The following is a 13,134-nucleotide window of genomic DNA, read 5'->3' as shown; positions in this document are numbered from 1 at the left end:
AAGGCCGGCTGAAAGGACTCAAGGTGGGACCACATCTCTTGACTCTGGCGCAAATCACGGCGACGACGATCGTCAGCGCGGTCGTGGCGCTGATCGCCGGCATCGCCATCGGCGCCGTGGCCGTCCAGATTCTCACGCGCAGCACCATCAGCGCCGCGCGCGAGGAGGCCCGGCGCATCGCCGAAAGCGCCCAGCGCGAGGCCGAGACCGCTCGCGAGAAAATCATTCTCGAAGCCGAGCGCAAGACCATCGAACTCCGCCAGCAGGCCGACGCCGAAGCCAACAAGGCCCGTGAGGAACTTCGCGACCACGAGCGCCGCCTCACCAAGCGCGAGGACATGCTCGACCGCAAGCTGGAGACGCTCGACGTCAAGGAGCGGCACCTCGACGATCGCGCCAAGGCCGTCGCCCGGCAGGAAGAAGCGGCCTCTCAGGCCGTCGCCGAGGCCCAGCACACTCTTGAAGAGCAGAAAAACCGGCTGGCGCAGGTGTCTGGCCTGACCCGCGACCAGGCCCGGGACATGCTCCTGCAACGCGTTGAAGATGAATGCCAGCAGGAAGTGAACCAGATCGCCCTGAAACGCTACGCGGAGATCGAGGAAAGCGCCCGCACGCGTGGCCAGGAGATCCTCCTCCAGGCCGTGCAGCGCTACGCCGGCGAATTCACCACCGAAACCACGGTGCGCAGCGTCGCCATCCCCAGCGACGACATGAAAGGCCGCATCATCGGTCGCGAAGGCCGAAATATCCGTGCCATCGAGCGGGCCACGGGCGTGGATGTGCTCGTCGATGACACCCCAGGGGTCATCAGCGTGTCCTGCTTCGACAAGGTGCGCCAGACCATCGCCGTCGAGTCACTGCAGAAGCTGCTCGAAGACGGACGCATTCACCCCACCCGCATCGATGAAATCGTCGCTTCGGTGCAGAAAAACGTCGAAGAGCGGATCATCCGCCACGGCCGGGACGCGGCCAACGAAGTGAAACTCGGCGGCCTGCATCCCAAGATCATCGAGGCTATGGGCAAACTGCACTTCCGCACGTCATACGGCCAGAACATGCTCAAGCACTCGATCGAAGTCGCCTTCCTGAGCCAGATCATCGCCGACCAGCTCGGGCTCGACGGCGAACTCGCCCGCAGGTGCGGGTTCCTGCACGACATCGGTAAGGCGATGGACCACGAGCAGCAGGGAACGCATCCCAAGCTGGGCATGGACTTCTGCCGCAAGTACGGCGAGCGCGAGGAGATCCTCAACGCCGTCGGCGGGCACCACGGCGACATCCCCGCAACCAGCCCCTATACGCCGATCGTCATGGCCGCCGACGCCGTCAGCGGCGCCCGCCCCGGCGCGCGGCGCGACTCGATGGAGCAGTACATCCAGCGCCTCGAACAGCTCGAAGGCATCGCCAAAGAAAACGAGGGCGTCGCCGAGGCATATGCCATTCAGGCGGGCCGGGAGGTGCGCGTCATCGTCGATGCCCAGCGAGTGAGCGACGCCGACGCGTTCGGCATCGCGCGTAACATCGCCCATCGCGTTTCGGCGGAGATGACCTTCCCCGGCGAGATCAAGGTCACCGTCCTGCGCGAGACGCGGGCGATCGAATTTGCCACCTGAGGTACGGCGGCCCGTGCGGCGAAAGGCGCGTGCATGCGAATCATTGATCGGCACCGCAAGGCGATGATCCTGGCCGCGGTCTTCACCGTCGCGGCTCTCATCATCGCCACCGCCCTGCACTTTCTGCTCTTTCCCGAACGGCCGATGCTCGTGTGGTTCATGACCATCACCGGGCTCACCGCCGCGGTCTTCTACTGGGACAAGCGCGTGAGCCGGCTCAACGACCCCGGTCGGCGCATACCCGAACTCACCTTGCTCTGGCTGTGCCTCATCGGCGGCAGCGTCGGCGGGATCATCGTGATGCTCGGGCGGCGGCACAAGACCATCGACCCCCAGTTCCGCTTCATGCTCGGCATCATCGTCGGCATCCAGATCGGCATCGTGCTGTACGCATTTTGGTCCTGGGCCACCGCGCCCAGCGGCTGACCGAACCAGCAGAGGGAGAGAACCATGTCGCAGACGGCACAATCGGAAACGCGCCTCGAACTCGCCGACCCCCATGCTTACATCAAGCGCCAGGTCGGGTTGGTCGGCGATCGCGATCCCATGGCGGTGCTGGCGAGCACGCCCGGCCGGATCGATGAACTCATCGCCCGCCGCAGCGCGGCTGTCCTGCAGCGCCGGCCGTTCGAAGGCAAGTGGACGCCGACCGAGATCATCGGCCATCTCATCGACGTCGAGTGGACCTACGGCTTTCGTACGCGGATGATCGCCGCCCACGACCGCCCCACCCTGCTGGGCATGGATCAGGATCTCTGGGTCGCGGCTCAGCGTTACAACAAGCGGAGCGCACACGATCTCGCCGCCGACTTTCGCGCGATGCGCGAGATCAACTTGCGGTTCTGGAACGGGATGACCGACGCCGAACTCGACCGCTGCGGCGTGCACAGCGAACGCGGCGACGAATCGCAGCGGCACATCCGCCTGCTCCTCGCCGGCCACGACCTCTGGCATCTCGACCAGTTGAAGCGCTACGTCGAGGCGGCCGCAGCGACGGCGTAAGCGGCGCAGCTCAGGTCGAGGAACCGCACCGCACGGACGGTGCCCGGCGGACAGGGAAGCCGCCTCAAATGTACGTGCCTTCCCGGCAAGATGGCTTGCGGGCGCTGCGATTTGTGGTATACTACAACTGAGAGTCCAGCGGCGGGAATCCCCTTCCTGCCCAACGCAACAGCGTGCGGCTCTTACAACAGCCAAGGAGTAGAGCCATGACCAAGGCCATCAGGTCGGTCGCGCATGCAGCCGGCTGCACCATGGCGCTCGCAGCCACCGCAGCCCTTGCCCAGCGCTACGACATCACATACCTGGAATTCCCGCCCGGCTTCAGCGGTCTTGAGATCGGGGACATCAACAATCGCGGTGACGTGGTCGGCACCGGCTATCACCGCTACAGCACGCTCAACTTGCCGTTCCTCTGGCGCGATGGCGAGGCGATCGGCCTGCCGATACTCGATTCCGAGCCGTACGGCTGGGCGACGCAACACGACAACTCAGGTGCGGCGTGGGGCATCAATGAACTGGGGCAGATCGTCGGAACATCCGAATATCGCTCGCTCGGTGAACAGGCGGTATTGTGGCCTGGCGACGGCCGCGTGACCAGACTCTTCGACAGTTACCAGAGTCGTGCCACAGCCATCAATGACCTGGGTGTGATCGTCGGCTCCAACTTTGGCGCGTTCCGACTGGAGAACGGAGTGCTCACGCCGCTCGCTCCACTCTCGTCGCCCGGCGACATCAATAACCGCGGACAGATCATCGGACGCAACTACACCAAGGCGGTCGTGTGGGAGAACGGAAGGATCACCTCGCTTCCCAGTCTCGGCGGCTCCGACTGGGCCAATGACATCAACGACGCAGGGCAGATTGTCGGCTCGTCAGGCATCGAGGGCTTCCCAGTGATCTGGGAGAATGGTGAGATCCGTCAACTGCCACACTTCGGCATTGGCGCCTGGGCGATTTCCATCAACGAGAGCGGCGACATGGCGGGGCAGTACTTCATCCAACCATCGGGTATCACGGTAACCCGCGCCTGCATCTGGCGGCACAACCTCATGATGGACCTCAACGACCTGCTCACCGAGCCGCTTGAAGACGAGTGGTACGTCTGGGGAGATACACGCATCAACGACTCAGGACAGATCGGCACTCTCATCGGGCGGCACTCAGTCGGCGGCAAACCAGTGCGTCTCGAACCCGTTGACACCGGCCTCACGCTTTGGGGCATCGACCCTTCGCGACCCGGCCGGCGCAACACCATTGAGATTCATCACGTCTCGCCCAATGGCCGGGTCATCCTGCTCTGGGGCACGACGCGCAGCGAGCCGCAACCCTTCGAGCAGTGCAGCGGCGCAATGATCGATCTCGCCGACCCGCGCCTGGCCGCCGTTGGCGTCGCCGATGCAAACGGCGTCGCGCGGATCACTCTCAACGTCCCCGCCAATGTCGAAGGCAACTACATCTTCCAGGCTGTGGACCACACGACCTGCGAAGTCAGCCCGCCCGCGTGGGCGCTGTTCAAGATGGTGAATTGAGACACCAGCCGCGACGGCGGCGGACGCGGCTAGCCTCAGCCGTCCACGTATTCCCAGACGACCACGTCGAGGCGCTGGCGGCCCCACTTGCGGGCGATCTCGTGCGTCGGGTAGAGCACATCGAGGCGGTTGCCCTTGATCGCCCCGCCGCGATCGAGCACCGGCGTGGGCAGGTTGTTGTTGTAGCCGGGCACGCTGAGGAGCGAGCCGAATTTGAAGCGCTTGTCGGCGGCGATCAACTTGCCGCCATTCGTGACGACCGACTTCCCGCTGGCCGTGATGCCATCGGCAAACGGCGCGCAGCTCCGCGCATCGGGGCTGTAGGCGGTCACGATCATGCTGATGGTCTTGACCGGGCGGATCGGCCGGCCGTCGAAGTATCGGATGTCGCTGGGCGTCGCATCCACCGGGCGCTCTTCGATCACCGTGATCGTCGGTGCCGGCGCTTCGACATCAGCGGCGACAGGTAGCGCCGGCGCGGCTGGAGCTACTTCGCGCACGACGGCTGCGGCGCCCGTGGTGGTGACTTGGAGCAAGCCCGTGCCGGGCGAGCGTTGCGCGCCCTGCACGACGAGCAGGCCAAGTCCGACGCCGACAAAAGCGGTCAACGCGCAGATGGCGGGAAGGACCACTCCTGCGGCATGAGTAGACTGACGGCGCAGCCACGGTTTCGTGCTTGTCTTCACTTTTGTCACTCCGCAATCCAACCAGCGGTCAGTGCCGAACCCATCCTTGGGCGGCGAGAAACACACCAGTCCGTCGGTGAGTGACCAAGACTACCACAACGAGGCATGCGGGCCAGAAATCAGAGCCTGTTCCACGATCGATGAGGGCCGGATAAGCCGCCTGACACGGTTGTAGCGATGGCTGAATATACGGCCCCGACCCGAGGCGGACAAGTGAGGCAAATCCTGAACTCGCCGGGCCGTTATGCGGACGTACAACGGCTCAATCTTCCGCCTCCGCCGACTCCGCGCCCTCGGGCGACACGGCGAAGATCTGCAGCCGATGCCCCACCGCCGCCCACCCCATCCGCTCGGCAACCTGCCGGCGGAGCTCGACGATCTCGGGAACCGAGATCTCGACAATGCGGCCCGTCTCGATGCAGATCATCTGGTCCTTGGGGCCTTGGCCGTAGGCGAGCTGATAGTGCGTCTGTTTCTGGTCGTAGAGCACCGGCTCGATAATGCCGGCGTCCTGCAGCAGTTTAAGCGTCCGGTAGATGGTGGCCTTCGACACGCGCATGCGGCGGCGGCGGAGTTCGTCGAGCAGTTCCTCGGGCTCGAAAACGCGCTCCATGCGGATCACGGTGTCGAGCACCCGGGCCCGCTCGGCGGTGAACTTCTGCCCGTCCTGCTTGAGGTGCCGGCGAAACACGGCGCAGAGCGGCACAATCAGCGGCTGGTCGCTGGGCCGGGGGGCCGAGGTCGCGTTGGAGACGGCGCACATCGGCTCATTCTACAGAACCGCACGGCCCGCCGCCACGACGCCGCCGCCCCGTCCGCTCCGCGTTGGCCGGCTCGCTCACCAACGTGTAACATCCGGCATGACGTGTAAACCGCTGTCCTGCACCGACTCGCAGCGCACGCTCCTGCAGCGCACCCTCGTCGCCATTCCCATCTACAACGAGCAGCGGCACGTCGCGGATGTGCTCGGCCGCGTGCGGCAGTTCGCCCCCAACGTGCTGGCCATCGACGACGGCTCCACCGACCACACCCCCACCCTGCTGGCCATGCATCCGGTTGAAGTCATCCGCCACGCCGAGAACCGAGGCTACGGGCGGTCGATGCTCGACGCCTTCCGCTGGGCGGCGGTCGATCGGCAGGAGTGGGTCATCACCATGGACTGCGATGAACAGCACGAGCCGGAATCGATCCCCGATTTCCTGCGCGCCATGGAAGACGGCGACGCCGACGTGATCTCCGGCAGCCGATACCTCGCGCCAAGCAACGGCGACTCGACTCCGCCTTCCGACCGCCGCGCCATCAACTCGGAAATCACCGCCGAACTCAACGAGCGGCTCGGGCTTCAACTGACCGATGGCTTCTGCGGCTTCAAGGCCTATCGCGTGTCGGCCGTGCGGCGGCTGAATCTCGACGTGGACGGCTACGACTTCCCCATGCAGTTCTGGGTGCAGGCGGTGGCGCACGGCCTGCGGATTCGAGAACTGCCCATCCGCCTCATCTACAACGATCCGAACCGCTCGTTCGGCGGTCCGCTCGATGACCCGGCAGCGCGCCTGGCCCAGTATCGCCGGACCATGCACAGCGAACTCATCCGTTGCCGGCGCATGCTGCGCGAATCGGCATGGCGCGATCTCGCGGCCGCCGAGGCGGCCTGCTGCACCTGCGGACACTAACGCCGCTCGCCGCGGAGAGGGCCGGCCTCATGCTGCAATCGATCCGGATCGAGCCCCCGCCACCGCAATGGCCGGGCCTGATCGAGTCGCAGACCCCGGCTGAATTCCTCGGCGCCCCGCTGGCACAGTGGCGCGAACTCACCCGCCGCGAACTGCTCGGTCGATCTTTTTCACGCATCGTCGCCACGGGCCACCAAGCCGGCTTCTGGCATCCGGGCATCCTTGCCAAGTACCTCGCCATGGATGCGGCTGCGGCGGCGATGCGCGCCGACGCCGTCGTTGAACTCGTCGTCGATCAGGATGTGAATGATCTGCGCGCCCTGCGCGTGCCGGCGCTGGATGCCCAGGGCGTGCTCGTGGCGCAGTCGATGCCCTGGACCTACTGGCCCGAGCGGGAGCGGCAAAGCCCCACGGGCGTGCTGCCGCCGATCCTCGCCGAACCCGGAGCCTGGGAGTTGGAAGACGGCCATCTGTTCGCGGGCGCCGGCATTTACATGGCGTGCCGCATCATGGGGCGCGCTCTGCTGCTGCACCGCAACGCCGCGTCGCGGGCGGAGCAGTTCGCGCTGGCAGCGGCGATGCTGCGGGAAGTGCGCTTCGCCAACCGGCGCGTGGCCGCCGTCGGCGCCGACGTGAATGACCCGCTGCGCGAGCGCCGGTTCCTGGTGCCGGCGTCCGCGCTCACGACCACGAGTCTCTGGCGGGAAGTTCTTGCGCGGATGCGCGCCGATCCACGCGCGATGTGGGAAGCCTACAACCAGGCCGTCGCGCAGTCGCCCGGCGCCGGCATGCTGCCGCTGGAACACCGTCCGAGCGGTGGCTGCGAAGTGCCGTGCTGGCTCGTCACTCCGGATCGGCAGCGGCATCGAGCCTTCGAACACGACCTCCGACGACCCGACGCCCAACTGCTACCGCGCGCCCTGCTCATGACCGGCCTCGTGCGACTGGCGCTGGCGAACCTGTTCATCCACGGCCTGAGCGGCGCTGAGTATGACGTCGTCACCGAGCGCTGGTTCGCCGACTGGCTTGGATGCGATCTCTCGCCCCGCGCCATGGCGACGGCCACCATGACGCTGGACCTCGATCGCGAGCCGGTTCAGGAACGGGAACTGGCGCGGGCGAAGTGGCTCATCCACCATCTGCCCTACAACCTTGATCGCTTTCTCGATGATGATGCAGCGCTGCGGGAGCGCTCGCGGCTCATTGAAGAGATCGAGGCGCAGCCGCGCGGCTCAGTCCGACGGCGGGAACTCTTTGACGCCATCCGCCGGCAACAGCGGCGCCTCGTGGAAGACCATCCCGACTTGATCGAGTCGGCGCAAACGAACCTGCGCCTCACCGAGCGCCGCATGCACGAGCGCGACCTGCTCAATGACCGCACCTGGGCGTTTCCGTTGCACGCATTCGACGCCGTCACCGAACTGCGCGCGAAGATCCAGGCGGCGTTCAACCAGTAGTCCTCAGCCCAGCCCCCACGACACGTACTTGATGTTCGTGTACTCGTGCATGACGTGGCGACCGCCTTCGCGGCCGAAGCCGGACTGCTTGACGCCGCCGAAGGGTGCCTGCGGTGTTGACGGCAGGCCGTCGTTGGCGCCGACGATGCCGTATTCGAGCGCCTCGGCGACGCGCATGAGACGCGATGCATCGCGGGTGTAGAAGTACGCCGCCAGGCCGTAGGGCGAGTCGTTGGCCATGGCGATGGCTTCATCTTCGGAACTGAACCGCCGCAGCGGCGCCACCGGGCCGAACGTCTCTTCGCAATTGACCTTCATGTCCGGCGTGAAACCATCGATGACCGTCGGCGCGTAAAAGCGCCGGCTGTAGCCTTGGCCAAGATCGGCCAGATTGCCGCCGGTGCGAATGCGGGCGCCGCGACTGACGGCGTCGCTCACGTGGCTCTGCACCTTGGCGATCGCGTTGTCGTCGATGAGCGGGCCGACCTGCACGCCCTCGTCAAAGCCGCAGCCGACCTTGAGACTCTGCATCGCCGCGGCCAGGCGCGTCGCGAAATCGTCATACACGGCCTCGTGCACGAAAAAACGGTTGGCGCACACGCACGTCTGGCCCGAATTGCGCAGTTTGCTTGCCATCGCGCCCGCCACGGCCGCTTCGAGATCGGCGTCTTCAAAAACGATGAACGGCGCGTGGCCGCCGAGTTCGAGCGAGAGGCGCACGACGTGGTCCGCGGCGTGCTTCATGAGGATCTTGCCGACCTCCGTCGAGCCCGTGAATGACACCTTGCGCACGCGCGTGTCGGCGAAGAGCGCGCCCGCGATCGTCGGCGCATCGCCGGTGATGATGTTGACCACCCCCGAGGGCAGCCCGGCTTCGATCGCCAGTTCACCCAGGGCCAGAGCCGAGAGCGGCGTCTGCTCGGCCGGCTTGATGACGCACGTATTGCCGCACGCCAGGGCGGGCCCGAGTTTCCGCGTGATCATCGCGCTGGGGAAGTTCCACGGCGTGATGGCGGCGACGACGCCGATGGGCTGGCGCAACACCAGGATGCGCTTGGCGGGGCTTGAGGCCGGAATGGTCTCGCCGTAAAGCCGCTTGCCTTCTTCCGCGGCCCAGTACATGAACGCCGCGGCGTAGGCGATCTCGCCGCGCGCCTCGGCGATTGGTTTGCCCTGCTCAAGCGTCATGAGATGCGCCAGCCGCTGCTGGTCGCGCATCATCAGATCCGCCAGGCGGTGCAGGAGGGTGCCGCGATCTTCGGCGGTGCGGCTGCTCCATTCCGGAAAGGCCCGCGCAGCGGCGCCAATGGCCTCACCCGTCTCCGCGGCGCCGCAGTCGGCCACCTCTGCGATCGGTCGGTCCGTCGCCGGGTCAATCACTTCGAACGTGCCGCCGTCGGCCGCGCTCACCCACTGTCCGCCGATGAGGTTGCGCGTCTGAATGTGCAGCTCGCGGACATCCATCATTCCTCCGATCCGCGGCCCTGCTCTCCCGCGTCCGCCGCTTTCTCGATCTGCTGAACCGGAAGCACTCCATTGATTGTACGGATGTGGATGTCGCGCTGCGGGAACGAGATTTCGATTCCCGCCTTGCGAAACTCATCGTCGATGCCGAAGTTGAGTGTCGTGACGGTGTCGAGGTAGTTGTTCAGTCCGGAGATGAAAACGCGCAGTTCGAAGTTGAGCGCGCTGTCGCCAAACGCCAGGAACAGAGCGCGCGGCGGTGGATCCTTGAGCACCGTTTCACACTTGTTGGCGACCTTGAGCAGCAGCGAACGCGCCAGCCGCGTGTCCGAGCCGTATGCGATGCCGACGGCGATCTCAAGGCGCAGCATCTGGTCGGTCAGCGTCCAGTTCACCAGTTGGCCGGTGATGAACTCGCGATTGGGAACGATGAGTTCCTTCTTGTTCCACTGCGTGATCGTTGTGGCCCGCATGCGGATGCGCGACACCTCGCCGGAGATGTCGCCGATGGTCACCGTGTCGCCGACGCGCATGGGCCGCTCAATGAGAATGATCAGTCCGGAGATGAAATTCGCGAAGATCTCCTGCAGACCGAATGCGAGGCCGAAGGTGAGCGCCGCCGCCAGCCACTGGATCTGCGACCAGCCGATGCCGACCGCTCCAAACGTCACCATCACGCCGACGATGACGATGACATAGCGCACAATCGTTGAGACGGCGTACCGGCTGCCCGCATCAAGAGGCAGGCGCTGCAGCAGCGCGATCTCGAGCAGCCCGGGGATGTTTCTCGTGAGAATGAGAGTTGTGATGCCGATGATGATCGCCATGGTGAGGTCGGCGATCGTCACGCGCTGCACGGCGGCCGCCGGCTCCGATGCGCCCGCCGCACCGCGATCTGAGGCTTGTCCGGGCAGCGGCAGCGAGAGATTGCCGCCGCCGGTGGAAGCGCCGTTGCCCTGGCTGGCGCCTTCATTGCCGGCCGGCTGCACCGCGGGCGAGGCAGGTTCAACTTCCATCGTCCGCAGGCTCTCGGGGCGCTCGCTGACTCGTTCGACCGGCCCGAAATGCGGCCAGAGTTCGAATTGGTCGAGCAGCCCCAGCGCCGGCAGGACGTTGTTCCAGATCCCCCACAGCGCGACGAGCATCACGAGCACCGCGGCGCTGCGGAACAGTTGCAGGGTCTGCGCATTGGCCGCGGGCAGGTCGATTTCCTCTTCGGTGATCGCGGCCGATTCGGCGGGCGTCTGCTCAACGCTCTCCGCCTGCTCCTGTGCGGCTGCACGGCGCTTGAGCGCCTGGTCAATGGCCACGCGGCGGCGCGTCACCCAGAGCCAGCGGTAGAACAGCGCCGAGACGATGATCATGAGCAGGCCCAGCAGCAGCGTCGCGCTGAGCCCCTGCTGCAGGCGCTGGGCGGAATAGAAGTAGCCCAGCCCCGTCAGCACCGCCAGGAACAGCGGCAGGCAGACCAGAACAAGAAACCACAGCCCGCTCAGCCGCGCCAGCCAACTGCCGCGCAGCGGCGCGAAATACGGGCGCAGGATCGGTCCGTGCGGGCGAAGCGTGCGCTGGATGAACAGCGCCAGCACGACTATGCCTGCAATGAACGCGAGCCGCGCCAGCGACTCGCTGGTCCACTCGTGGCCGTCGCTGCTCACGACGCGGAACAGCACGTCGAGCGGCACGACCAGGCACTCCAGCCAGAAAATCTGCCGCCGCACCGCTGCAACCGACTCGCGGGGCCAGCGGAGGTGCACTTCGGCAAACCCGCCGCTGCGGCAGGCGCGCCGCCCGACCTCGAGCGCCAGCCACACGACGGCCGTGGCGCGAAGCGCTTCCACAAGCGACTGGATGGCCGGCGGCGCATCGGGACTGACCGCCAGAATCTGCGCGACGAGCAGCATGAGCAGCGGCCACAGAAGCGACCCGAGCAGCAGCAGCCCGATCGCCTTGACCGTTGGCCGGAACGACGGCCTCAACCGGTCGCGGTTCAGTTCTTCGGCCAGCGCTTCGCGCACCCGCCCGATGCGTCGACCCGAGAACAGCAGCAGAGACCACGCCGCCAGAGGGACGATCAGGACAACATACGGGACCGGATCCCGCTGCGCTCCGATGCGAAAGGCGTCGTAGGTGCTGCGCCAGATGGTGGGATCCGCGAAGCGCGACAGGACTTCGCCGGCGGCCCGCAGGTCCGACCAGCGAAGCGGCGACGTGCTGCGGATCCACAGGATGCGCTCGTCAATGAACGAGATGTACTCTTCCGTCACCCCCAGCAGCGCCCGCTCGGCCGTGTCCGCCTCGGAGAACTCCTCACTCAGGTCGCGCAGGGTTTCAACCACACGCGCCAGCAGCGCGCTCTGGGCGCGGAGTTCTTCGGTCAGCCGTAGGCTCACGGCCTCGCGCTCCTCGCGCGGAATGGCGCTGTCGAGCGACTCCATGCGCCGCTCGACGGCGGCGCCGATGTCGCGGATTTCATCGAGTTCGCGCTCGAACTTGAACTGCTCGCCCAGGGCTTCGGAAAGGCGCTGCTGCCGCTGCCGCATCTCCTGGCGCAACGTTCGAACATTGGGCAGATCGCCGCGGCGCCGGCCGAGGATCATGCCCACCGTGTTGGTGAGGCCCGCTCGCTCGATCTCTTCAAAGCTGCGCGCGAACTGAGCGCGCACGTCGCGCACCTCCGCCTCGAGCGCCTGCCGCTTCTTCTGCGCCTGCTGATGCTGCCCGATGAGCTGTTCGTGTCGGCTGGCGAGTTCGGTGCGCTCTTTGAGCAGGTCCTGGATCACCGGGTGCTCGTTGGCGGCCTGCTGCAGCGCGCGACGCGCTTCGTCGGCCACCCGGCGCGCTTCCACTTCGCGCGCTTCATTAAGAGTCTGCCGCCAGGCCTCAAGACGCTTCTCCGCCTGGCTGACGCGCCGGGCGGCGCGGTCCTGCCGGGCCCGAAGCGCCTCACGGCGAGCCTCGATCGACTGCTGCTCCGTTTCCAGCTCAGTGATCCGCTGCTCGAGCGCCCGGCGATGCACGATGTGCTGGAGCAGTTCCAGGCGCGAGAGTGGATCGATCGCGCCCAGCGCGCGGCCGCTCTCGATCTCGTCGTTGACCGTCTCGATTTCCTGCCTCGCTCGCGCAATGGACGTCGGGATCTCCTCCCGAAGCAGCGTTCGCTTCCTGGCCTCATCTTCGAGGTTGGTCACGTCTTCGCGGGCGGCCTTGAGTTCCGCCTCCGCCTGCGACACGCCCTGCTCGAGCTGCTGAATGCTCTGGCCTGCAGGGATCTCGATCGCGGCAGGCGGCAACGCCAATTCACCTCGGATCTGCTCGAGTAGCAGCGGAGCATTGGCGATACGCTGGTTGAGGTCCTCGATCTTGTTCAAAGAGGTCTGGATGCTCGTGAGGTCGGCGGAGATGGCGCTGAGCCGCTCGCGGGCGTCGGCCCGGCGCGACTCCTCGAGCCCGGCCAGCGACTCGAGCGCATCGCCGAACGGCACCCGCTCAGCTTCCGTGAGTTTGGGAAGAATCTCCTCAACCAGCGTGCGAATGTCGGGCGGTGCGGCCGGCGGCTGCGCATCCTGCCCGGCCAGCGGAGCGGCAAGCGACAACCATGCCGCCACGACCAGAAGCAGCAGCGCCGCTCGCTTCACTCCGCCCATCGCAACGCCGTGCCGATCGCTCCACCGCAGCATGCGGTGATAGTAGGGCCGGCACAGCGAGAG

10 protein-coding genes are annotated in these 13,134 nt (G+C 66.2%); 6 read left to right on the top strand and 4 right to left on the bottom strand.

Annotated elements, in window-relative coordinates; all coding sequences use genetic code 11:
• The first annotated feature begins 38 nt into the window (after nucleotides 1-38).
• The 4 genes from rny to IT430_16375 all read left to right on the top strand — a co-directional run bounded on the left by rny (nucleotide 39) and on the right by IT430_16375 (nucleotide 4,144).
• The gene (gene rny, locus IT430_16390) at nucleotides 39-1,613 is read left to right on the top strand and encodes a ribonuclease Y (GenBank protein ID MCC6909518.1); all 1,575 of its coding nucleotides are present in this window, start codon (nucleotides 39-41) and stop codon (nucleotides 1,611-1,613) included.
• A 33-nt stretch (nucleotides 1,614-1,646) separates the two neighbouring features.
• The gene (locus IT430_16385; GenBank protein MCC6909517.1) at nucleotides 1,647-2,039 is read left to right on the top strand and encodes a DUF1294 domain-containing protein; all 393 of its coding nucleotides are present in this window, start codon (nucleotides 1,647-1,649) and stop codon (nucleotides 2,037-2,039) included.
• 24 nt (nucleotides 2,040-2,063) lie between these two features.
• Nucleotides 2,064-2,615 (top strand): DinB family protein, encoded by a 552-nt coding sequence (locus IT430_16380; protein ID MCC6909516.1) that lies wholly within the window; start codon nucleotides 2,064-2,066, stop codon nucleotides 2,613-2,615.
• Nucleotides 2,616-2,821: 206 nt separating this feature from the next.
• Nucleotides 2,822-4,144, top strand: a complete 1,323-nt coding sequence (locus tag IT430_16375) for a hypothetical protein (GenBank protein MCC6909515.1) — start codon at nucleotides 2,822-2,824, stop codon at nucleotides 4,142-4,144.
• A gap of 35 nt (nucleotides 4,145-4,179) precedes the next feature.
• Here IT430_16375 and IT430_16370 read toward each other — a convergent pair whose 3' ends face one another.
• Both IT430_16370 and IT430_16365 read right to left on the bottom strand, forming a co-directional pair.
• Nucleotides 4,180-4,830, bottom strand: a complete 651-nt coding sequence (locus IT430_16370; protein ID MCC6909514.1) for a 3D domain-containing protein — start codon at nucleotides 4,828-4,830, stop codon at nucleotides 4,180-4,182.
• A 262-nt stretch (nucleotides 4,831-5,092) separates the two neighbouring features.
• Entirely contained in the window at nucleotides 5,093-5,593 is a 501-nt protein-coding gene (locus tag IT430_16365) for a transcriptional repressor (protein MCC6909513.1), read from the bottom strand.
• Nucleotides 5,594-5,690: 97 nt separating this feature from the next.
• Between IT430_16365 and IT430_16360 the strand changes: the two genes are divergently transcribed.
• Entirely contained in the window at nucleotides 5,691-6,503 is an 813-nt protein-coding gene (locus tag IT430_16360; GenBank protein ID MCC6909512.1) for a glycosyltransferase family 2 protein, read from the top strand.
• Nucleotides 6,452-7,960 carry a hypothetical protein gene (locus tag IT430_16355; protein MCC6909511.1) on the top strand — a complete coding sequence of 503 codons (1,509 nt, stop codon included), beginning with the start codon at nucleotides 6,452-6,454 and terminating at the stop codon, nucleotides 7,958-7,960. Before IT430_16360 ends, IT430_16355 begins: the two co-directional genes overlap by 52 nt.
• A gap of 3 nt (nucleotides 7,961-7,963) precedes the next feature.
• Here the strand turns inward: IT430_16355 and IT430_16350 are convergent, their stop codons facing one another.
• Nucleotides 7,964-9,424, bottom strand: coding sequence for an NAD-dependent succinate-semialdehyde dehydrogenase (locus IT430_16350; protein ID MCC6909510.1), 1,461 nt, complete (start codon nucleotides 9,422-9,424; stop codon nucleotides 7,964-7,966).
• The gene (locus IT430_16345) at nucleotides 9,424-13,104 is read right to left on the bottom strand and encodes a mechanosensitive ion channel (protein MCC6909509.1); all 3,681 of its coding nucleotides are present in this window, start codon (nucleotides 13,102-13,104) and stop codon (nucleotides 9,424-9,426) included. The genes IT430_16350 and IT430_16345 overlap by 1 nt, the downstream gene beginning before the upstream one ends.
• Between the last annotated feature and the right edge of the window lie 30 nt (nucleotides 13,105-13,134).

The organism is Phycisphaerales bacterium (genome assembly GCA_020852515.1).
Lineage (GTDB): Bacteria > Planctomycetota > Phycisphaerae > Phycisphaerales > UBA5793 > UBA5793.
The sequence above is the reverse complement of the archived record's forward strand: the minus strand, read 5'-3'. Positions and strand labels throughout refer to the sequence as shown.